At 62.9% G+C, this 22,607-nt stretch carries 18 protein-coding genes; 11 read left to right on the top strand and 7 right to left on the bottom strand.

Translation table 11 applies throughout. The annotated features are described in order from the left end of the window. Window positions 1-184 precede the first annotated feature (184 nt). The 7 genes from GB927_RS14295 (at window position 185) to GB927_RS14265 (ending at window position 6,359) form a co-directional block, all read left to right on the top strand. Window positions 185-454, top strand: a complete 270-nt coding sequence (locus GB927_RS14295) for a helix-turn-helix transcriptional regulator (protein WP_256117740.1) — start codon at window positions 185-187, stop codon at window positions 452-454. Continuing rightward, complete coding sequence (locus GB927_RS14290; RefSeq protein ID WP_256117737.1) at window positions 455-1,582, top strand: replication initiator protein A; 1,128 nt, start codon at window positions 455-457, stop codon at window positions 1,580-1,582. Next, window positions 1,579-2,097 (top strand): DUF2840 domain-containing protein, encoded by a 519-nt coding sequence (locus tag GB927_RS14285; RefSeq protein WP_256117736.1) that lies wholly within the window; start codon window positions 1,579-1,581, stop codon window positions 2,095-2,097. The genes GB927_RS14290 and GB927_RS14285 overlap by 4 nt, the downstream gene beginning before the upstream one ends. Further along, window positions 2,094-2,639: a S26 family signal peptidase gene (locus tag GB927_RS14280; RefSeq protein ID WP_256117735.1), complete on the top strand. Its 546-nt coding sequence runs from the start codon at window positions 2,094-2,096 to the stop codon at window positions 2,637-2,639. The genes GB927_RS14285 and GB927_RS14280 overlap by 4 nt, the downstream gene beginning before the upstream one ends. A 67-nt stretch (window positions 2,640-2,706) precedes the next feature. Continuing rightward, entirely contained in the window at window positions 2,707-3,042 is a 336-nt protein-coding gene (locus GB927_RS14275; RefSeq protein ID WP_256117734.1) for a DUF736 domain-containing protein, read from the top strand. 4 nt (window positions 3,043-3,046) lie between these two features. Further along, window positions 3,047-3,985 (top strand): lytic transglycosylase domain-containing protein, encoded by a 939-nt coding sequence (locus GB927_RS14270; protein ID WP_256117733.1) that lies wholly within the window; start codon window positions 3,047-3,049, stop codon window positions 3,983-3,985. 868 nt (window positions 3,986-4,853) lie between these two features. Beyond that, window positions 4,854-6,359, top strand: a complete 1,506-nt coding sequence (locus GB927_RS14265; RefSeq protein WP_439655495.1) for a DUF3363 domain-containing protein — start codon at window positions 4,854-4,856, stop codon at window positions 6,357-6,359. A 67-nt stretch (window positions 6,360-6,426) separates the two neighbouring features. On the opposite strand, the gene GB927_RS14260 is transcribed toward GB927_RS14265, so the two are convergent. From GB927_RS14260 to GB927_RS14230, 7 genes are all read right to left on the bottom strand, one after another. Continuing rightward, a complete protein-coding gene (locus GB927_RS14260; RefSeq protein ID WP_256117731.1) occupies window positions 6,427-7,251 on the bottom strand; it encodes an energy-coupling factor transporter transmembrane component T family protein in 825 nt (274 codons plus the stop codon). After that, window positions 7,248-8,999 carry an ABC transporter ATP-binding protein gene (locus GB927_RS14255; RefSeq protein WP_256117730.1) on the bottom strand — a complete coding sequence of 584 codons (1,752 nt, stop codon included), beginning with the start codon at window positions 8,997-8,999 and terminating at the stop codon, window positions 7,248-7,250. Before GB927_RS14255 ends, GB927_RS14260 begins: the two co-directional genes overlap by 4 nt. Continuing rightward, window positions 8,980-9,507 (bottom strand): ECF transporter S component, encoded by a 528-nt coding sequence (locus tag GB927_RS14250; RefSeq protein WP_256117729.1) that lies wholly within the window; start codon window positions 9,505-9,507, stop codon window positions 8,980-8,982. The genes GB927_RS14255 and GB927_RS14250 overlap by 20 nt, the downstream gene beginning before the upstream one ends. A 133-nt stretch (window positions 9,508-9,640) precedes the next feature. Then, window positions 9,641-11,809 (bottom strand): TonB-dependent receptor, encoded by a 2,169-nt coding sequence (locus tag GB927_RS14245; protein ID WP_256117727.1) that lies wholly within the window; start codon window positions 11,807-11,809, stop codon window positions 9,641-9,643. A 655-nt stretch (window positions 11,810-12,464) separates the two neighbouring features. Next, the gene (locus tag GB927_RS14240; protein WP_256117726.1) at window positions 12,465-13,346 is read right to left on the bottom strand and encodes an AraC family transcriptional regulator; all 882 of its coding nucleotides are present in this window, start codon (window positions 13,344-13,346) and stop codon (window positions 12,465-12,467) included. Window positions 13,347-13,441: 95 nt separating this feature from the next. Next, window positions 13,442-16,516 carry an efflux RND transporter permease subunit gene (locus GB927_RS14235; RefSeq protein WP_256117725.1) on the bottom strand — a complete coding sequence of 1,025 codons (3,075 nt, stop codon included), beginning with the start codon at window positions 16,514-16,516 and terminating at the stop codon, window positions 13,442-13,444. Further along, the gene (locus GB927_RS14230) at window positions 16,513-17,571 is read right to left on the bottom strand and encodes an efflux RND transporter periplasmic adaptor subunit (RefSeq protein WP_256117720.1); all 1,059 of its coding nucleotides are present in this window, start codon (window positions 17,569-17,571) and stop codon (window positions 16,513-16,515) included. Before GB927_RS14230 ends, GB927_RS14235 begins: the two co-directional genes overlap by 4 nt. Window positions 17,572-17,925: 354 nt before the next feature. Between GB927_RS14230 and GB927_RS14225 the strand changes: the two genes are divergently transcribed. The 4 genes from GB927_RS14225 to GB927_RS14210 all read left to right on the top strand — a co-directional run bounded on the left by GB927_RS14225 (window position 17,926) and on the right by GB927_RS14210 (window position 22,606). Next, the gene (locus GB927_RS14225; RefSeq protein WP_256117719.1) at window positions 17,926-18,381 is read left to right on the top strand and encodes a hypothetical protein; all 456 of its coding nucleotides are present in this window, start codon (window positions 17,926-17,928) and stop codon (window positions 18,379-18,381) included. 84 nt (window positions 18,382-18,465) lie between these two features. Then, the gene (locus tag GB927_RS14220) at window positions 18,466-19,377 is read left to right on the top strand and encodes an AraC family transcriptional regulator (protein ID WP_256117718.1); all 912 of its coding nucleotides are present in this window, start codon (window positions 18,466-18,468) and stop codon (window positions 19,375-19,377) included. Between the two features lie 144 nt (window positions 19,378-19,521). After that, the gene (locus GB927_RS14215; RefSeq protein ID WP_256117717.1) at window positions 19,522-20,499 is read left to right on the top strand and encodes a LysR family transcriptional regulator; all 978 of its coding nucleotides are present in this window, start codon (window positions 19,522-19,524) and stop codon (window positions 20,497-20,499) included. A 124-nt stretch (window positions 20,500-20,623) separates the two neighbouring features. Continuing rightward, the gene (locus GB927_RS14210) at window positions 20,624-22,606 is read left to right on the top strand and encodes a conjugal transfer protein TraG (RefSeq protein WP_256117715.1); all 1,983 of its coding nucleotides are present in this window, start codon (window positions 20,624-20,626) and stop codon (window positions 22,604-22,606) included. Window position 22,607: the final 1 nt, after the last annotated feature.

Raw genomic sequence — 22,607 nt, 5'->3', positions numbered from 1 at the left:
ACGTCGCTGGCTAGGTCCGCCGAGTGACCGTAACGACAATCCCAGCCACAACAGCCGGAGGGGTGCCGCCAGCGCATGAGCGCAAATGCGGCACGCTACCTGCCGCCGATCCCTCGCCATGGTTCGCCGTAGCCCGTCGCTTTGCCTGCGGCGCGCATCAACGACGAACTCCAGAGGTGATCCCATGGCCAACCCCTTGGCGGGCCTGCCGCCACGACTCTTGCGTACGCAGGAAGCTGCCCGCTTCCTCGGCATTTCCATGCGCACCCTTGAGAAGCATCGAACTTATGGCACCGGCCCGACTTACCGCAAGATCGGTGGCCGCGTCCTCTACACCGTCCAAGACCTCGAATCCTGGTCGGAGATCGGCAGCCGCAAATCCACCCGCGAGATGACGGCCGGCACGGTTTTCCCCGCGCGTCCGCTGACGCCCGAAGAGCGGGGCAAATGCTGAATGCTGCGCGACGACGATCATAGACCCGCGCAGCCGACCGATGCGAGCGAGCGCAGCCATCTCAACCCTTTCGTGGTAGCGACCGGCGATGCCGCCCCGCGCGACCAGCGCGATTTGATGGAGCGGCCGTTCTTCTCGCTGGCCAAGACGCCGCGCACGAAGCCCATTCTCTACAAGGCCGCCGATGTCGAGGTGCAGGTGCTCGCGATGCCCGAACACGGCATGGCGACCATCTGGGACGCCGACGTGCTGATCTGGGCGGCCTCGCAGCTCGTCGCGGCCGAGAACGATGGCCTGCGCACTTCGCGCTTCTTCCGCTTCACGCCCTATCACCTGCTGCGCGCCATCGGGCGGCCGACCGGAAACCGCCAATATGTGCTGCTGAAGGCAGCCCTCGCGCGTCTGCAATCGACCGTCATCGCCACGACGATCCGCAACGGCCCGCATTGGCGGCGCCGGCAATTCTCGTGGATCAACGAGTGGGAAGAGATGACGACGCGCACCGGCCGCGTCGAGGGCATGGAATTCGTCCTACCCGAATGGTTCTACAACAGCGTCGTCGACCGCTCGCTCGTCCTCACCATCGACCCGGCTTATTTCCGGCTGACCGGCGGCATCGAACGCTGGCTCTATCGTGTCGCCCGCAAGCACGCCGGCCACCAGCGCCATGGCTGGCTGTTCGAGGTCGCGCATCTCCATGTGAAGTCCGGCAGTCTCGCCCGCGTCTCCGACTTCGCGCTCGACCTGCGCCGTATCGCTGCCCGCCAGCCGCTCCCCGGCTATCGCCTTCAGATCGAGCGCGAACACGGTCGCGAGCTGCTGCGCATCCGCCCCGAAATCCTGTCCACAGTGCCTGTGGAAACGCCTGTGGAAACCATCGGCACATCAGGCGCACGCGGTATCGGCACATCAGGCGCAGCCCTATCGGTACATCAGGCGCACGGACCGCAGTTAAGCCTCTGGCCTGAAACGCGGAATCCGGCTGCTAACTTAGAGTCTAACAGAGAATCTAACTCTTCTTCTTTGACGCACGCGCACGCGAGGCGTGGTGCCGGTGCCGCCCGATCTATCGCCGACGTGCTGCGCGACATGCTCGCCGCTGATGATCGCCATGGAGGCCGGTCATGAGCGGCAGAGCCTCCCACCGCGCGCACGGCCGTCCGCTGACGGACGGGCCAGCGCCGTTTACTACCTTGGTCGAGCTGACCTTCGAGAAACGCAAGGTCGAGCACTGGATCAGGTTCGGACGCAAGAGCTACGAACAGATCCTCGACCGCCGCCGCAGCGTCGTCGGCTTCGCGCCCGACAGCATCTTCGCCTTCGTCCGCTGGGCCGCAGGCGAGTATGGCACGATCATCTCGCGCATCGACGTCGTGCGCGCCATCCGCCGCGGCGAGCCGTTCCAGACGCTTCCCTTCGTCCGGCCTGGCGGCGACATTCTGTTGCGCCTCGACGGCTGGCCGAAGGTCCAGCGCGCGCTTGCCGCGATCGACGCGGTGGAAGCGCTCCGCCTCGATCCGGCCGAGGCATCGCCCGACCATTGGCGGCACGTCCATAACCGGCTCTCCGCCGGTCTGGAGCCGAGCACCTACACGCCCGAGCGCCATGCGGCGTGGATGGGCCGCCGGAGGATCGACCCATGAGCCGCCGCCGCATTCTCGCGGTGACGTTGCTCGCCGTCATCTGCATCGCCGCCATCAGCGCGGCCGATATGCCGACAAAACTCCTCTGGAACGCCACGGCGAGCGCACCGGTCGGGTTCTACACCATTGAGCCGACCGACCGGATCGAAGTGCCGGAGCTGGTCGCCGTCAGGCCATCGGAACCGCTTGCCGGTTTCATGATAGAGCGCGGCTATGTCGGGCGCGGCGTGCCGCTGTTGAAGCGCGTCGTCGGTCTTCCCGGCCAGCGGGTTTGCCGCACCGGCAGCGCCATCACGGTCGATGACGTGGAGATGGGCGATGCGCTCGACCGCGACCGGATCGGTCGCGCCCTGCCCATCTGGCAGGGCTGCCGCGTCATAGCCGACGGCCAGCTCTTCCTCATGAATTGGGAGGTTCCTGACAGCCTCGACGGCCGCTACTTCGGACCGATCCCCGCAAGCTCCGTCATCGGCCGCGCGCTGCCGCTCTGGACCGATGAGGACGGCGACGGCCGCTTCGTCTGGCGCGCGCCGACCCACTGAGCGCTTCCCCATCGGCGGAAGCGGTGTCCGCCGAAGGCTTTTCCAACACCACCGCATGGAGACAGTCATGCTGCAAATCGGTCAATTCACGCGCGAAGGTTCCGGCTTCAACGGCCGAGTTCACACCGTCACGCTCTATCGCGAACTCACCATGGTTCCCGCCGAGCATTCCGACGCCGAGAACGCGCCGGACTACCGCGTCCATCACGGCGCCGATGACGGCCCGGAGATTGGCGCGGCGTGGAAACGCACTGGCGAGAAGGCCGGCGAATATCTCTCCGTCTTGCTCGACGATCCCGCCTTGCCGCAGCCCATCCGCGCCAATCTCTTCCGTGACGACGATGCAGGCTCGTCATGGTCGCTGCACTGGACGCGCCCGAAACCGCGCGAAGAGCGGGACTGAAGCCATGCGGTCCCGTGTCATCACCGCGCGCAAAATCCGTATTCCTTTGTTCGCGGGAAAGCCGTCTCATTCCTTCGTCCCGCTCGACCACAAGTCGGCCGGCGCGCGCAGCGAAGGTCAAGGGCGGCCACCGGTCGGCGCTTCGCGCGCACCCTTGACCGCAGCGAGCACGCTGGCAAGGTGGCGGTTCGGCGGAGAAAGGCCTTCACGGCGCTATGCCGTTTTTCTCCTCGCCGTCGCGCTCGCGCTGCCAGCGGGGCCAACGGTCACAATCGCGCAATCGGCGTCCGTCATGCGCCTGGTCGCCGATTCGTACCGCGCGCACATCACCGAAGCGTCGCAGCGCTTCGGCATTCCCGAGCACTGGATATGCGCCGTGCTGCGCGCCGAGAGCGCGGGCGACGTGCGCGCGATCTCGACGGCCGGCGCGCTCGGCTTGATGCAGGTCATGCCCGACACCTGGGCAGCCCTGCGCGTGCGCTATCGTCTTGGCGGCGATCCCTACGATCCGCACGACAACATCCTCGCAGGCACCGCCTATCTGCGCGAGATGTGGGACCGCTACGGCAATGTCGCGGCGATGCTCGCCGCCTACAATGCGGGTCCCGGCCGCTATGACGATCATCGCGCGACGGGCCGCCCGCTGCCCGCCGAGACCCGCGCCTATGTTGCCGCGTTGCTGCCATTGCTCGGCGGGGCGGCCGCGCCCGAGACGCCGGAGAAGCGTGCAGAGCCGCCGCCCGATTGGCGCGAGGCCCCGCTGTTCATCCTGCGCGCGGGCGGCACGCAAACCGCAGCCGCGCCGTCATCCGGCAGACAGTCAGATGAGCAATCCAACGGACGATCGGGCAACGCTGCCGCGCCAGTGCGCGATTCCGTCGATGCGGAGCCGCAGCGCGGCGTCATGTTTGTGGCCCGTGCGAACGGCGGGGGAATGCGATGAGCATCGAATTATCGCGTTCGAGCGGGCCGCATCCGGTGTGCAGTCAGGCAGGGTCGCGCCTGGCTGCATTCCCGGTTCTCAGGGCAGGAAGGGAAGAAAGGGCGGAGGGCAAGATAAAGGAAACCGGCACCACGGGGTGGCGGTTTCAGGCCAAGCCCTTGTCTGCACACTGTTTTGGAGCGCCGTTTCCGGCACCTTGCTTCTTGAGGCCACGTGCCGCGCCTCAGTGCAAAGCCTCGGCTTTGCTGGGTTTCGACCGGCACCATAGCCCGAAATCGGACGGTTTTCCGCATTTTTGGCCGGAGGCGCGCCCTTGAGCGCCGACGACGAATTCCGTTTCCGGCCGAAGCCCGGCCGCATCCGCGCCGACACGCCGAAGCTCGGCAAGGCCAAGAGCTTTCTCACCCAGGCGAAGAAGATCGCCCGCCAGCAGAGCAACAGCCCGTCGCGGTCATCCGCGTCATCGCCATCGCGCTCTCAATTCTCGGCGACCGCCAAGGGCGGCAAGGCGTCGCGGACGAGCGCGCCGGGCCTGAAGCGCGGACGTGGCGCGGCCTTCGTTCGCGCCCGCACCTTGTCGGGCGGCTGGAGGCACAACGCGCCCGGTCATCGCCGCGTCGTCGTCAAGACCCGCTACGTTCAGGGCGCGGGTAAGAATGGAAAGTCCGCCGCCCATCTGCGCTACATCCAGCGCGACGGCACCTCGCGCGACGGCGAACGCGGCCAGCTCTATTCGGCGACCGAGGATCGCGCCGACGGTGCGGCCTTCGTCGAGCGCGGCGCGGATGATCGCCACCAGTTCCGGTTCATCGTCTCGCCCGAGGACGCCGCGGACCTCTCCGACCTCACGGCCTATACCCGCGACCTCATGCGCCAGGTCGAAACCGATCTCGGCACCCGGCTCGATTGGGTCGCGGTCAATCACCACAATACCGGCCATCCCCACGTCCATGTCATCGTGCGCGGCAAGGACGAGCTGGGCGAAAACCTCATCATCAACGGCGACTATCTCGCCAACGGTATCCGCGAGCGGGCGAGTGAGCTGACCACGCTGGAGCTAGGCCCCGTCACCGAGATCGAGCAGAGCCGCAAGCTCTCGGCCGAAATCGATCAGGATCGTTTCACCCGCATCGACCGTGCGATGGTTGAGGAAGCCGATGAACGCTTCCTCGACCTGCGTCATGAGGCCACCGATCCGAAGCGCCAGTTCAACCGGACGCTGCGCCTGCGCCGTCTCGCCAAGCTGGAGAAGATGGGCCTCGCCACCGAGCACGCGCCGGCCGTTTGGGAATTGGGCGAGCGCATGGAACCGGCGCTGCGCGAGCTGGGCGAGCACGGCGACATCATCCGCAACATGCACAAGGCGCTCAAGGCTGACGGGCTGGAGCGCGACCCCATGACCTTCCAGATTCACGATGGGCCGCCGAAGACTCCTATCGCCGGCCGCGTCGTCGACAAATATCTGACCGACGAGCTGGGCGAGAATCTGACCGTGGTGGTCGACGGCATCGACGGCCGCACGCACCATGTCGACGGCATCGACGCTGCCCGTGTCGCGGATGCACGGATCGGCAGCGTCGTCGAGATCGGCCCCGCCGACACCGCGAGCCGTCCGTCCGACCGCACCATCGCGACAGTCGCCGAAGGCGGCGTCTATCGGCCGAGCCGTCATCTCGAACAGGCGAAGTTCGAGGCCCGCGTGCCGGGCGGCGACTATGACGGCTATGTCGACGCCCATGTGCGCCGGCTGGAGGCGCTGCGCCGCGCCGGCATCGTCGAGCGGATCGACGCCCACCAATGGCGCATCCCCGACGACTTCGAGAGCCGCGCCACCGCCTATGACGCGGGCCGCAACAAGCATGCCAATATCCGCATCCTCTCAGCCGCCCAGCTCGAACAACAGATCGGCGCGGACGGCGCGACCTGGCTCGACCGGCGGCTCATGACGGCGGATACATCCGACCTCGCGCCGACCGGCTTCGGCCTTGAGGTGCGCCAGGCGATCGACCGCCGCCGCGAGCATCATATCGACCGTGGCGACGCGACGCTCGGCCTGAACGGCGGCACGCTCTATCGGCGCAATCTCCTCGCCACGCTGCGCGCGCGGGAGATCGAACGCATCGGCGGTGAGATGGCTGCAACGAAGAACCTGCCGTTCCGCGCCGCCAGCGACGGCGAGACCGTCAGCGGCAGATTCACCGGGACCGTCCAGTTATCGAGCGGCAAGTTCGCCGTCGTCGAGCAGAGCCACGAGTTCACCCTTGTCCCGTGGCGCCCGGTCATCGACCGCCAACTCGGCCGTGAGGTGAGCGGTATTGTGCAGGGCGGATCGGTGTCGTGGCAGATTGGGCGACAACGGGGCCTAGCTCTATAGCGATGTTTCGGTTGCCGGATGAAGGCGCCGAGGGCCGCTCTTGGGATAAGGCAAACCCGACCGTACGTTACCTTGGATCGTGCAAATCTCCGCTTATGGATAGAAGTCCGAGCATCCCAGTTGTGACGAAGACCGCCGCGAAGCCAGCCCAGACCGTCATGACGAATATCACGTCGCGAGCACGGACCACCGACGGCTGACGATCGCTACGAGAGCTGAAGGCACCGAACCCGCGTGCATCCATGGCAAGGGAGAGACGTGTCGCGTAGCGGGCACCGGCCGCGAGCAGCGGAATGATCGATCGACCTGTGCGAAGAAAATAGCCGACCGGACCAGCAGAATCAATTATGCCGCGCGCCCGCTGAGCCGCGCGCAATGTGAGGAGGTCCTGACGGTAACGGGGTGCGAATCGCATTGCGGCGATCGAACCGTATGCAAAGCGATAGGGAATGCGGCATTGGTGGACCAGTGCGCTTGCGAGCTGGTTGGTCGTGGTGCCGAAGGAGCCAAGCAGCGCTAACATCATCATCGCCGCCAAGCGCACAGCGGTTGAGGCGCCAGAATGCATGGCGGCCGCGCGCAAAGTAATCCACCCGTCGATGATAATAGGCGAGTCCTTGACGAGATCGGATCGGGTGAGCAGAGCGAAGACAAGGGTCGTCCAGGCGCCGACCAGCAGTATCGCTGCGGCTCCGGCGAACAACGTACGAAGCCGCAGCGGGACACCAGAGACAATAGCGACAAGCGCGAACCCTGCGACGACGGCAGGTGTGGCGATGTCGCGGGTGAACAAGAGTAGAGCGAGCGGCGGGAGCGTTGCGGCGAGTTTGGCGACTGGGTTGATCGTCGCCAGCCAGCCCCGGCGGGTTGCGGTATTGTGCCCGTCGCTCATGGCGCGATTTCCCGGATCTGCCCGGTGCGATAGACCGTCCGCCATTCAGGTTTTTCTCGCGCGAGTGCGAGCGCGATGTGGCGCACCGGCGGCGGACGGAGGCCTGCGCGCTCAATCAGCCTGGTGTCGCAAAGGATTTCTCCTGTCGCGCCCACGTCGAGGAGACGCCCCTGTGAAAGCAGCGTCACACGATCCGCATAATCCGCGATGAGCTGCAGATCGTGTGTGATTATTATGATGGTGATGCCCGTAGCGTTGAGTTCGCAGATCATGTTTACGATTTCACGCGCACGGGCTTGATCCTGCCCGAAGGTCGGTTCGTCCAGGATGAGAATTTTCGGCTCCGTAATCAGAGCAGTTGCGACGGAAAGGCGGCGCTTCTCTCCATGGGAAAGGAGAAACGGATTCACATCGGCATAGCGGGCCAGTTCAAAACGCGCGAGCATGCGATCGACACGATCGTCGACTTCGTGTTTCGGACGGCGCCGGACGCGCAGGCCGTAAGCGAGTTCATCGCGGGCGGTGCGTGCGAGGAACTGATGCTCGGGATTCTGGAACACATAGCCGATCCGATCACCTACCTGCCGGACGTCCAGGGCGGTGAGCGGGGTGCCGGCAAGCGCGATCGAACCGGACGAGAGCGGAACCAGACCTGCGATCGCGCGCGTGAGCGTGCTCTTTCCAGCCCCGTTGATACCGGCAATGGCAAGAAACTCCCCGGACATTATCCGAAGATCAACGCCGTGGAGCACAGTCACGCCCCCAAGCCTGACACTGGCGGCGTGAACGTCGATGAGAACATCTTGCTGGGCAAGCACCTGATCGCGCGATCTGCCCGGATCGGTAGTCGATACGATCGTGCCCTCAGGCGCTTCGACCGCATCGAGAGCCGGAGCAAGCTCGCTGACTGTCAGCGGCAACTCCCGTTCCGGATCGGCGTCAAGACCCAGACGGAGAGCGACGCCGGTTGCGGTTGGAAGCCAAATTCCGCGTTCAGAAAGATCGCGGGCATGTCTGCCGAGCACTTCGGCAGGAGCGCCATCGTGAATTATGGTGCCGTTGCCGTCGAGCACGACGACACGATCGGCCAGTTGGAGAGCGTCATCGAGTTCGTGTTCAACCAGGACAATCGCACGCGAGGCGTCCTTGAGGGTTGTGAGAGCAGCGTAAAACTCGGCCGAAGCGACTGGATCAAGGTTCGCGGTCGGTTCGTCGAGCACAAGCACCGGCGGGTCAAGAGCAAGCGCACAGGCAATGGCAAGACGTTGCCGGCCACCGCCGGACAACTCGGTCGGAGTGCGGAGCGCTTCCTCGCGGCTATCGGCTAAACCCATTCTGCGAAGAGCGGTGAGCGCACGGGTCTCGATCTCGTCCACCGGCGCGAGAAGATTTTCCAGCCCGAAGCACACTTCATCCAGCAAGCTTCCGGTTACGACCTGAGCATCAGGGTCCTGAAAGACGATGCCGACCTTTCCAGCAAGCTGTCCGGCGTCGACATGCCTGGTATTGATGCCGCCGCACAGCACCCGACCGCGCAGGTCCGCTTCCAGACTTGTCGGAATGAGGCCCGCGAGGGCCAGCATGACAGTGGACTTGCCGCAGCCGGAAGGACCGAGCAGCAAAACCGTCTCACCGGGATAGATGTCGAGATCGATCTGATCGCCGATCCATCTGTCGCTCGTGTCATAGCGTATGCTGACGTCTTTCAGAGAGATGACGGGGTTCGTCTTATCGGCTGTCGTCGCCACGAAGTCCTCCCGCAATGCCAGCTCGGGCCAGCGCACGAGCGACGACGAGGGACAACAGGCTTCCCGCGACAAAGGAGGCGATTTGGACGGTGCAGATCAAAGCGACCAGACCGCCGTCCATACTCGGCAGGTTGTACGTATAGATACTGATGGCGCAGGAGATGAGGCCGGAGATCACGCCTGCGGCGGTGAACATGATCCAGCCAAACCAGCGGTATCGGGTCACGAAGAATGGCATCTCCATGACGGTACCCCACATCGCCATCACAACGACCATCAGCAAGGCGCCTGGAGACACGATCAACACGACACCGGCAGCGGCCGCGCCGATCACACCCGAGCCGCCGCGTCGGAGCACGGCAAGCGGCAGCAACGCGGCCATGCCCCACAAACCGAACGAAGCGGAGGCGACGGGCGGAAAGGCGGTCGTAAAGCCGACAAGGGCAAGATTGACCGGGACCAGAATAATGCCGATCGCTGCACCGAGAGCCGCCGCGATCAGGATCATTCGTGTGCTGTAACGCCGGCGGCGCGAAGCAACAGGTTCTTGGCTGGGAATAGGCACAGGCTGGTTCCGTCGAAACGTGAGCGAGCGTGTTGGTCCCGGTCGGCAAAAACTCGACACGGGACCGAGACGACGCTCAGAAAGTCTTGGTGACGCCGACACCCACGATGCGCCCTTGGCCGACATTGACTGTCGGGACGCCATTGAGGGGCGCGCCAAAAGCTTCGTAACGCTCATCCAGCAGGTTGCGACCGAAGGCGTAGACTTCGAAATCCCCGCCGTCGTTCTTCCAGCCGACACGCGCGTTCACGATATGGTAGGGATCGAGGTCGAAGGAATCTTCGGGATCGGCCGCGCGAGAACCGTTGAATTGATACTGGACGTTGAATGAGAACGCCCCCGGCAGGTTCAGGACCGATCCCGGCGCATCGTATTGAAGTGCGGTCGAGAACGTCCAGTCGGCTGTGTTCGGGACGCGATTGCCCTTCACCCTGGCGTAGTTCGCGCCGTTCGCGCCAAGAGAGCTGTGCGTATAACCAACGCCGCCGATGAAGCTCAGGCTTTCCGTGATGCGGGCACGGGCCTGAAGCTCGAATCCGCTCGTTGTATAGTCCTGATAGGTGGTCTTGAATGCGAGAGGCGCCCGCGGATCGAGGTAGGCGATAAGGCCATTCTTGATATCGTTGTGAAACACGCTCCCGTCGAGTTGCAGGCGGTCATCGAACAGGCTCGCTTTCACACCGGCTTCATAGGTCCAGCCTGTCGCGGCGGGGTATGGATCGGGTAGGACGCCGTTCACGACAGTCGGCAGGAGCGAGTAGACGCGCGTCGAGTGTCCGCGGGCGACGGAAATATACGTCTGAATGTCGTCGGTCCACTTGTACGACAGTGCAAGCCTGCCGGTCGGATATGTCTGCGTGGTCGAATTGCGGCCGGTCAGGCCCGACAAGTTCAGCGCGTTGGTGAAGCCTGCATTAATATCGTCATGGCTTAGACGAGCGCCGGCGGAGACTTCCCAGCGCTCGGCGAACGGTATCGATATGTCACCGTATAGACCAAGATTCGTGCTGTCGATGGACGCCGTGGTCGTGTTCGGCGGGAGCGTGCATTGCAGGGCGTCGCACAAACGGCTGCCTTCGGTGCGCACCACGCTCGCGCCCACCACCCAGCGGATCGGATCGCCTTCAAGCGAACTCAGTCGAAATTCCTGACTGTAGATGTTCTCCTTGTCGATCGTGCCGCCAACGCCAGGGATAGCAGGCAAACCGATCTTGTCGAAAACGAGCTTGTCAGCAAAACTCGACCATCTTTCGCTTTCGTTGCGCTGGTATGCGCTGATCGACGTGAACCTGAATTGATCGAAATCGTGTTCGACCTTCAGTGTCACATCCCCATGCGTCGTTTTTGCGTAGGGTTCCGTCAGCGTTCCGCTGATCGGGAAGCCAGGCGTGTCGCGTAACAGAATTGCCGGGGCGTTGCCCTTGTCGCTCAAATATGAGCCGGACAAGGTGATCGTTGTGTTCTCCAGGCCGTTAAAGCGCAGTCCTCCACGGAAAGCGCCGATATCACGTTTACCGAGATCTTCGGTGAACAGACTGTCGATGTCCCCGTTCTGGTGTCCAAAGCGAACCGCCATCCGCCCGTCCAGCGCACCGGGAATGATATTGCCTCCAAGAACCGCTTCGCCCATCCGATAGCCGTTCGATCCGATCTCTGTCGTGAAGCGAATATCGCGTTCCCCGTCAGGCTCGTTGGTCACGACGTTGATGGCGCCGCCAAGCGCGTTGGTGCCCCAGAGCGTGCCCTGCGGCCCCCGCAGGACCTCGACGCGATTGACATCGAGCAGAACGCTGGAAGCGCTCATCATGCTGTTGGGAACACCATCGACATTGAAACCAACGGTGCCGTCGGAGAAGTTGAGCGGCGTTCCAAGCGAGCTTATGCCGCGGATCGAAAAGAACTGCGTTCCCGCGCCACGGTCGACCCATTGAACGTTGGGGGAATTGCGCGCGATGGCCGGGGCGGATGCAAAGGGAGCTGCGGCCAGGTCTTCCGGCGAGACCACGGTGATGCTCTCAGGCACGTCCTGAAGTCGCTCGTCCGTTTTGCGCGCGGTGATAATAATAGGATCGAGGACTGTGATATTGTCGGCTTCTTGGCGCGATGAGCGGCGGTTTTCCTGCGCGTAGGCCGGTTCGATTCCAGAGACAACGAAGCTCAGCGTAATCGCAGAAACCCCGCTCAACATCAGCTTACTTTTATTCCAAAGTGACATACCAGCCCCCAACGACGATTTGACGGACATATCTGCGAACGATCCGCATTATCGACGTTGATAAACTTGAGGCTGAAACTCGCCTTTCGCTGTTCCGCCAAACAGATTTCCGATCCCGCCAAAATGCTCGTTATGGGCTTTTGGGGTTATCGGAAGGGACTATTTATTGGCGCCCGCTCGGAGCAATCAGCTTATCTATGCCCTTTGAAATGACGCTCTGGCGACACCGCTATTCGAAACGGGCAATGGTTCGGCAGACAAGGATTCCATTGATGATCGATTCCTGGAGGCGTTCTCCGTCAAACAGACCGGCGTCCAGGGGCTGGTAGCGATGATATCGGGGTCCGGGCGTTTGCATCTTCGTTCGGCATGTATGCTGATCTGCCTTATCGCGGATTTCCCGCAACCCGTGCTGGCTGGCGCTCCTGAGTCTTCTATCAAGAAAACTTGCGAGGCGGAGATTCTGTCAATCTGCGTGCGGCCGTGGCGGCTTACGCCCGATGCTATATCGAGCTGTGTCGAGGAAAATCGCCTCAAGCTCTCCTCGACGTGCAGAGTTCTCTGGGCCACTCTCCGCGAGTGCCAGTTGGAAGTAAAAGAGGTGTGCGGCGGACTGAATCCGCTCACGATCAATCATTGTTTGAAGAACTCCATCGGCAAGTTCACCCCGACCTGCTGGAAGACGTTAAACGATAGATGAATTTCTCGTTGCTGCCAGGCTATCGGGAGAAGGCGTCTTTCGCTGTCCCCGAGCATCATCGCAACTGCTGCGCTCCGCGAAATAGCGGCCGGGCGACTTGCCGGTCGTCTTCTTGAACATGGTGATGAAGCTGCTGGCCGTCTCGTAGCCGAGGTCCAGCGCCACCGCCTGAACGCTGTCGCCGCCCGCCATGCGCTGGACTGCCAGTGTAACGTGAAGCTGGTGACGCCAGCGCCAGAGACTCATGCCGGTCTCGTGTCGCATCTTCCGGCTCAGCGTTCTCTCGCTCATCGCGCAACGCACCGCCCACTGCGCCACCGATAACTTGTCATCAGGAGCGGACATCATCATGTCGGCGAGACGTCGCAGGCTGGGATCGGACGGCAATGGAAGTCGGTGGTGTTCGGTCCGGGCAGTGCTCAGTTCATCGAGGATGACAGGAAGCAACCGGACCTCCGGCCCATCCAGGGGGTAAAGCGCACTAAACTGCGCGGCGCGGATCAGTGCCTCTCGCAGCAGGGGCGAGACAGACATCGTACAGCAGGCCCGTGGAAGGTTCGGATAGACGTTGGGATCGAAGAACAGAACGTAATATTCGGTCTTGCCGAAAGCCTGACACTTATGCGGCGTGCCGGATGGAATCCATACCGCGCTTTGCGGAGAGACCGTCCAGAGGCTACGCTCGATCTCGCAAGTGAGGACACCTTTGACGGTATAGATCAGTTCGCATCTGCGGTGCTGATGCTCTAAAACCTCAAGGCGGTCTGCGACTTGCTTGAGACCGATAGCGACGACAGGCCGAGGAATCCTGTCGATTCGAGCGACGTCCCGTTGCACGTACTGCAATGCAGTTTCCAAACCATCCATGCCTGCTTCTCCTGGCCGGCGGAACGCCGCATCGAACGATCCCGCCAAAATCTCGAACCGGCCATTCGCTTCCTTTCCACCACACAGATCGGCGACTATTTCGAATGCGCCGGGGATGGCTCGGCAGGTGCGGGAGCGCGCCGGAAACGGCCATGAAGGCCCTCGATTGCCAGAAACAGCGCCGGCGTGGTCAGGAGCGACAGCACCGTTGCCACAATCAGGCCGCCTATCACGACGATCGCCATAGGGGCGCGGAACCCGCCGCCGACGGCAGCACCCAATGCACTCGGCAACATGCCTGCCACCATCGCCAGCGTGGTCATCAGGATGGGCCGAGCCCGGGTGCAGCAGGCATGGATGATGGCGTCGGCAGGCGGCATCCCGTGATCCTCACCGATCTTGGCGAAGTCCACGAGCAGGATCGCATTCTTGGCCACGATTCCCATCAGCATGAGAACGCCGATCAGCACGGGCAGATTGATCGGTGTGCCGGTCACGAACAATGCCAGGATCGCGCCCGTCAGGGCCAGCGGCAGGGACAACAGGATGATCAGAGGCTGACGCACGCCCGAGAACAGCAATACCAGGACGGCGAACATCAGCAGCAACCCGAGGCCCAGCGCGCCGACGAAGCCGTTCATGACCTCATCCATGAGTTCGCCGTCGCCAGCAGCCTGGATTGATATGCTGGACGACAACGCCCGCACCTCTTCGGAGGCACGAATTCCGGAGAGCGCTGTGCCGAGGGTCTGCCCGGCCGCGAGGTCGGCGCCAACCAAGACACGACGTTGGCGGTCATATCGTTCGATCGACGAAGGCCCGCCTTGCCACCGAACGTCGGCAACGGCGGAGAGCGGAACGGGCCGTCCGTCGATCCGCGTAACCGGGAGTGCATGCAGCAATTCGATGTCACGCCGGGCGGCAGCATCCAAACGTATGCGTATGGGGACCAGACGGTCTTCCGCCTTGAACTTCGGCAACACGATATCTGCGTCGCCCACCGCGGCCAGGCGCACCGCATCGGCAATCTGCACGGTCGAGATATCGAGCCGGGAGGCATCAGGCAGCCGCGGCGTGATGTGGATCTCGCTGCGCGTGAAGCCGGAATCCGTGGAGACGTTCGCCAGACCCATCGCCTGCATCTGTGTCCCAACCAGCGCTGTTGCTTCGTGCAACTGTGCGGGCGAAGCCGCAGCGACGGAGATTTCCACCTCGCGCCCGAGATTGCTGTTCAGCGGCCAAGCCCGCAGGTCCGGCAGGGTGCGCAGCAAATCGCGAACGGCAAGCTGCACCTGACGCTGGCTCCGCCGCCGCTCGTCCCTCGGTTTCAGGTGGACGATCAAGGTGGAAAGTCGAAGCTCCTGCCTTCCCGAAGGCGACACACCGCCTTCCACCAGGACGTACGCAACGTCGGGTATTTCGGCACGCACGCGCTTTGCCATGGCATCGGTCCGGTCGGCCAACTGCGTCAGTGTGATTCCGGGAGAGGCTTCCACGGCGAATATAAGACGGCCGGTATCTTCCGCCGGCACCAGATCATCCGGCAACTGACTGGCAGCCGCCAGTGACAGCGCAAAGCCCAGGACACTGACGATGATCACCGTACCTTTTCGGCGAACCACCCAGCCCAGTATGTGCGCATACCAGCCGGTCGATGATACCGGGGACGTCTCCTCGGATAGCGGCTTTGTCGAAGAGCGCAGCAAGTTGGCCGCCATGATGGGCGTGATCAGCCGGGCCACCAGCAGCGAGAACAGGACCGAAACCGAGACCGTCAGGCCGAACTGCTTGAAGTATTGGCCTGCGACGCCGCTCATGAAGCCCACCGGCGCGAACACCACGGCGACGCTGGTCGAGATGGCCATCACCGCTAGGCCGATCTCGGCGGTGGCGTCGAATGTGGCCTGCCGGGGCGTCTTGCCCATGTGCATGTGCCGCTCGATGTTCTCGATCTCGACGATGGCGTCGTCCACCAGGATGCCGGTCACCAGCGTCACGCCAAGGAGGCTGAGCATGTTCAGCGTGTAGCCCGCCAGATCGAGCACCCAGAAGGTCGGAACGATGGCCAGCGGCAAGGAGGTCGCGGCGATCAGGGTGGCGCGCCAGTCGCGCAGAAAGACGAAGACCACGAAGACAGCCAGTGCCGCGCCCTCGAGCAACGTGCTCATTGCTGCATCGAAAGTCTCCTGCGTGGGGGTGACGGTCTCGTCGATGCGCGTGAACGTGATATCCGGTGCCGAGGCCTGTAGCGTTGGCAGCGCATCGGCGACCGCACGCGCCACCGCGATCTCGTCGGCGCCTCGCGCGCGAAACACGGAGAAGGCAGCCGCGGCCTGCTCGCCATCGCGGCGCAGGAATGTCTGAGCGTCGGCTGTCGTATCCGTTACGCGCGCGATGTCGCCGAGGCGCAGGCTGCGGCCGGCCAGAGGCAGGAGCGTGCCGGCCAGTTCCTCAACCGAGCGTGCGCGCGCCAGTATGCGTACCGGTTGCTGGCTATCGGCCGCATTCCAATGCCCGGCGGGCAGATCGACGCGGCCGCCTCGAAGGGCGTTTTGCACGTCGCCGACAGTGATGCCCAGGGACAATAGCCGGTCCGGATAGAGGGCGATTTCAATCTCCCTCGCACTCCCGCCCCGGCGCACGACATCGCCGACACCAGGCAGTCCGCGCAGGTGTTGGGAAACGGCATCGTCGATGAACCATGACAGTTCCGCAAGGGATCTGCCGGGTGACGAAACCTGCCACGTCACCAACGCCACACCTTCCGTATCGACCTTGGAAACGATCGGCGCGTCGACGTCGGCAGGCAGTTGGCTGCGCAGCGCATCGACGCGACTCTTGACCTCGAAGAGCGCGGTGTCGGGCGCCACATTCAGTTGGAACTCGATCCGAGTGGAGGAAAGTCCATCGGTGATCGAAGAACTCACATGGCGTATGCCGGTGATCCCCGCCACCGCGTTCTCGACCAGACGTGTCACGTCCGTTTCCAACTCTTCGGGCGCGGCTCCAGGCTGCGAAATGGACACGTTGACCAGCGGCAGGTCGATGTTGGGGGTGCGCCCGACCGGCAACGACAGGAAGGATGACACGCCCAGCAAGATCAGCAAGACGAACAGCACCAGCGAGGGGACGGGCTGGCGGATTGCCCAGGCGGAAATATTGAGATTCATCGCGCGATGCCCCTTGCGTCATCGCCGACTGCAGCGATCCGAACGGGATCGCCATCGCGCAGCAGCGAGCCCGCTCTCGCCACGACAGCATCGCCAGCATTCAGCCCCTCGATGATTTCGGCATGCTCGGCGTTCTGCGCGCCCAGCGTCACGGCCCGTCGCAGGGCCTTGCCGTCCGCGACGACGAAGACATAGGCTCCTTGTTGGTCGAACAGGAGGCTGGATTGCGGAATGGCGAGGAGATCGGCACGGCCTATCCGCAGGCGGGCGCTGGCGCCAGCGCCGGAGACGAGGCCAGAGGGCGCGTTGTTGAGGCTGATCCAGGCCCGGCCCAGTCGGGTCTTGCTGTCCAGTGCGCCGGACAGGCGACGCACTGTGCCCGACATCGCTTGCCCGTCTGCCAGGGTGATGTCGGCGCTTTGGCCGACGCTGGTTTGGCTCCATGCCGTTTCGCTTAAGTCGACCACCAGTTCCATGGCCCTCTCAGCGGCGATCTCGAACAGGGGCTTTTCATTCGCGACCTCGCCGATTTCGATGTTCCGTCGCTGAAGCAATCCTGCCACGGGTGCGCGAACTTCGGCGCGTGCAACGTCGATTTCCAACGCGCGCACACGCGCCTGTGCTTCTACATAGCTGGCCGTTGCTGCATCGGCGGCACTGCCCGCCATCGTGCCAGAAGTCTTAAGTGCTTGGGCGCGAGCCAGCGCCTGCTCGGCACGATGAAGTTCTCCACGCGCACCGGACAACTCAGCGCTCTGCCGCTCGGAGGACAGGCGTGCCAGAACCTGGCCGGAGCGGACCGTCTGGCCCTCTTCGGCCAGGAGTTCGGTCACCACCAGGCCGGACGTCTGTGCGTGAACCAGCGCCACACGATGCGGTATCAGCGAACCGGTCACCGTGATGGAAGAAACCAGGGGCAGGATTTGTGCGCGCACGATGCTGACGACCGGAGCGGGATCCGTCGCCGCTTCAGGTTCATCCCCATCATTGCAACCTTGAAGGACTAGCAGGACGATCAGAAGGGCGGGCCATGATCGAGGGGAATGACGAGGCATAAAAGCGTTCCTAAAAAACTGTTCAGCATGTGCCGGAGGCTGTGCGGCTCACATGATCGTTGCCGGCCGGCGTCGATGCGTCCCCGGTTCCGAACTCAGATACGCTGGTGGTCAGCACGCCACATCGAACGATCCCGCCAAGATATCTCTCAAACCGGCCAATCATCTTGTTGGAGCGCGCGCGGTTGCTGACAGCCGTGGCTTACTGTGGCGAAGCAAGGCATAGCCAGCGGCCGGCAGATGGCAGGATCGCGGTATTTGTTGGCAGGCTTGCCGGAGCGGTCGGCCTGCCGCCTGTGATATGGATAACTGCGTCAGTTATTGCCCGTGGACTTGCCTGTTGACCGAATAGTGATGTCGGCCTTCGGCGGCTCCCGACATCTTGCACGGTCAACGAAAGGTAAGACGATGCTCCTAGATGATTCCCGCTTTCCCCTTGTCTTCCTGCGCGAGCATGAGGACGACGGCTCGTCCATTGACGAGGTGCTGGAGAGGAACAATCAGCTTGAAAGCCTTCTGGACAAGCAGACACCGTTCGTGCTGATTGCCGATCACTCTACGCACGATCACGATGACGAGACGCCCGAGGAGCGCAAGGCAAAGGCGCTGTTCTTCAAGCGGATCAAGGACCGGATGAGGAAGTATTGCCTTGGGTTGATTGTGATCGAAGGCCACTCTCCGATAAACGCCGCGGCACGGGTCGCCGCGTCGGCGGCAAGCAAAGCTTTGGGCTTTTCCGTCCAGTTCGCAGCCGACGAAGAGCAAGCTGCTGCCAAGGGCTTACTCTTGCTTGAAAAGCATGCCGCCTGAGCCACAATGGCGAGTGGAAAAACACTCATCATTAAGGGGTACGATACCCTGTTCAGGGCAATGAGGCCGGATTGGAATAATGTAATGGAGTTTCCGCCTAAAACTGACATCGACGCGGTGGATGAGATTCCACGCCCCGTCTTCAGTCTGATCACTGAAGCGACCTTCGTCGGTGAAACGGAGCCTCATTGCCACAACAAGGCGCAATTGATGTATGTCATCAGTGGCGTCTTGACGGTTCAGGCCGCAGGCGGCATCTGGACGGTTCCGCCGCATTGCGCCTTATGGATACCCAGCGGCGTCTCCCATGCCGGCAGGATGGATGGTCACATCAAGATCGGGAGTTTGTACATCGATCCGGGTTTGGCCGTTCCGCTTGATCAGGATTGCGGCATTTTGTTCATACAGCCCTTCCTACGCGAATTGATCCTGCGCTTCGATTTTGAATCACCGCTGGAAAACATGGACCGCGAGCGCGAAACACGACTCATTTCAGTGCTGCTTGATGAACTGGCCGCGGCGCCACTTGAACCATTCTACCTGCCGATGCCAAACGACCGGAGGATCCGGCGGCTGACCGAATCCATGATCGAAAATCCGGGCCTGCGTTTCACCATCGACGAGTGGGGTGCGCGCGTCGGGGCGAGCAATCGAACCCTGAGCCGGCTGTTTCAGCGCGAAACCGGCATGTCGTTCATTCGCTGGCGCCAGCAACTGCATATCGGTCTGGCGCTGCAGCGCCTCGCGCAAGGCGAACTGGTTACGAACATTGCCATGGATCTCGGCTATGAGAGTGTCAGCGCTTTCATCTCAATGTTCAGGCGAATGCTGGGAACAACGCCCGCGCGGTATTTCGGTGAAGCAGTTTCGGCGGCCTCGGATCGCGGTGACCGAAAGACGCTCGCCCACGACGAACGTGATCACGACATCGCGGAAGCGGCCAAAACAGCGCCGAATGTCGTCCCGCTAAGATCGCAGCCGCTTCAGCACAAATAGCCCGGAGGAATCATACCGGCGGCGATGACTGGCGCTGCATGTGATCATTCGGCTCGCGGGTCCATCCCTAGAGAGGATCGCGCCATTACAATCTTTCAGTAGGGACTAGAAATGCGCCGTCGGAAACTGAGCAAGATGCCTCAAATGCCAGCAAACCCATTGCTGCTTGGCGGTCGTATTCCGATGATGTCACTTGTACAGACACTCGCTGTCGCTGAGCATCTGAATTTCCGTCACGCGGCCAATGCGCTTGGGGTTACTCAATCGAGTGTCAGCGCGCGCGTGAAAATGCTCGAAGAAGAACTTGGTATACTTCTCTTCGAACGCCACACGCGAGGCGTGCGCATCACACAAGCGGGCCGGCACTTTATCGAAGGCGTTGCTTTGGCAATCGATCAACTCGACCAGACCGTTAGAACCGCCGGCATGTTCTCGCGCGGTGAGCAGGGGCGTCTTCGAGTCGGTATTCACGCTCTGATCCCTGGCGGCTTCCTCGCTACTCTTTTGCAACATTATCGAGAGCGGCATCCAGGTATTGAGGTAGAGATCACCGAAGGCACTGCGCGCGAGGCGGTAATGCAGCTCCGCGCTGCCCACTTGGACATAGCATTCGTAGCAGGAACACCCGACCCTCCGGATTGCCACTCACGACAGATATGGACCGAAGCGCTGATGGCAGCGCTACCAACAAACCATCCGCTTGCCGAGCGCTCCTACGTCACGTGGTCAGATCTGGCAGCGGAGACGTTCCTCGTCCGATATAGTGGCGCCGGGCCGCAAGTTTATGACCATATCTTGGCGCGCCTAGCCGGTCGCTGGTCCGCCCCCTCAATCCTCCGTTTCGATGTCGGGCAAACCACGTTGCAATCAATGGTCGAGCAAGGATTCGGCATCACCATTGTCGGGCAGGCCGCGTCGCTTTTGCCAACTTCCGGCTTGGTCTTTCTTCTCATTGCAGACGAACCTGTGTCGGTTTCATTTTCCGCAGTCTGGTCGCCGCATCACCGCGGCGCGGCGCTGCGGAACCTACTTGCACTCGCTGACGAAATGGGGCGCTCAGCCCAGCTCACTCAGGTTCTTAGCGGCTCGACTCCACAATCCCGCGAACAAACCAAGGCATAACGCAAACCTATCCAATTTGTACGCCAGAGTATCCGGCAGCCCTCCCGCTCCATCTTTCCTGTTGCCTGTCGCGAAAACACCCATTCTCTGATCGGCTCCGACATTTTTGCCGATTGGAGCCTGTATGCGTGGCGGCCGAATCCTCTGGGGTCAGATCACCGTCGTTCTGACCATAGTTCTCGTCATGACCTGGGCGGCGACGCAATGGACCGCGTGGCGGCTCGGCTTTCAGCCGCAACTCGGTCAGCCTTGGTTCGAGCTGGCGGGCGTTCCGATCTACTACCCGCCGGCCTTCTTCTGGTGGTGGTTTTCCTACGACGCCTATGCGCCGTCGATCTTCACCGAAGGCTCGATCATCGCCGCATCCGGCGGCTTCATCGCCATCGCCGCCGCGATTCTCATGTCCCTCATCCGCGCGCGCGAAGCCCGCAACGTCGCGACCTACGGTTCGGCGCGATGGGCTGAGAAGGAGGAGGTGCTTGTGGCGGGCCTGCTCGACCTTGATGGCGTCGTGCTCGGAAAATACGAACGGGACTATCTGCGCCATGACGGCCCGGAGCATGTCCTGTGCTTCGCGCCGACGCGATCCGGCAAGGGCGTCGGCCTGGTCGTACCGACGCTGCTGACCTGGCCGGGAAGCTGCATCGTCCACGACATCAAGGGTGAGAACTGGACGCTGACGGCGGGCTTTCGCGCCAGGCACGGCCGCGTGCTGCTGTTCGATCCGACCAATGCCCGATCGTCGGCCTACAATCCGCTGCTCGAAGTCCGGCAGGGGGAATGGGAGGTCCGCGACGTGCAGAACATCGCGGACATTCTGGTCGATCCCGAAGGCAGTCTCGACAAGCGCAATCACTGGGAAAAGACCAGCCACAGCCTGCTTGTCGGGGCGATCCTGCACGTCCTCTACGCGGAGAAGGACAAGACGCTGGCGGGCGTCGCCAATTTCCTCTCCGATCCGCGCCGCCCGGTAGAAGCCACCTTGCGGAAGATGATGGACACGCCGCATCTCGGCGAAGCCGGCGTCCATCCCGTCATTGCATCGTCGGCGCGCGAGCTGCTGAACAAATCCGACAACGAACGCTCCGGCGTGCTCTCGACCGCCATGTCGTTTCTCGGCCTCTACCGCGATCCCGTCGTGGCCCGCGTCACGGCGCGCTGCGACTGGCGCATCGCCGATCTCGTCGGCGGCAAGAGGGCGGTCAGCCTCTACCTCGTCGTGCCGCCATCCGACATCAATCGCACCAAGCCGCTCATCCGCCTCATCCTCAACCAGATCGGCCGCCGGCTCACCGAGGAGTTGACCGCGACGACGAAGCGCCACCGGCTGCTCTTGATGCTCGACGAGTTTCCGGCGCTGGGGCGCCTCGACTTCTTTGAATCGGCGCTCGCCTTCATGGCGGGCTACGGCCTCAAGGGCTTCCTGATCGCCCAATCGCTCAACCAGATCGAACGTGCCTATGGGCCGAACAACGCCATCCTCGACAATTGCCATGTGCGCGTCAGCTTCGCGACCAACGACGAGCGCACCGCCAAGCGCGTGTCCGATGCGCTCGGCACGGCGACCGAACTGCGCGATTCCACCAACTATGCCGGCCATCGTCTCTCGCCCTGGCTCGGCCATCTGATGGTCTCGCGGCAGGAAACGGCCCGGCCGCTGATGACGCCCGGAGAAATCATGCAGCTCCCGCCGTCCGAGGAAATCGTCATGGTCGCCGGCACGCCGCCGATCCGCGCCACCAAGGCCCGCTATTTCGAGGATGCGCGTTTGCAGGAGCGCATCATCACGCCACCCGAGCTGGCGACCGCTCCCGCGAACACCGCCACGTCCGACGACTGGTCGGGCCGCGTCGTCGCGGCGGCAGGTCAGACGAGCGCGACGGGCGCGGGCGAAGACGGCGGCGATCCGGCCAATGCCGGTATCCGCCGTGAGCCGGAATTGCCCGAGCACGAAGAGATCACCCCGCCGCCGTCGCCGGCACAGGAGTTCGAGCTTCTGGACGACGACCCCGATGTCGATGCCGCCAAGGCCAACGCCATGCGCAGCCGCATGCGGATGGTCGCGCGGCAAGCCTCGCTCGACCCCGGCGACGGCATCGAACTGTAAG

This window comes from Shinella lacus, assembly GCF_010994755.1.
Lineage (GTDB): Bacteria > Pseudomonadota > Alphaproteobacteria > Rhizobiales > Rhizobiaceae > Shinella > Shinella lacus.
Note: the sequence above shows the minus strand (reverse complement) of the source record. Positions and strands in the feature narration are given on the sequence as shown.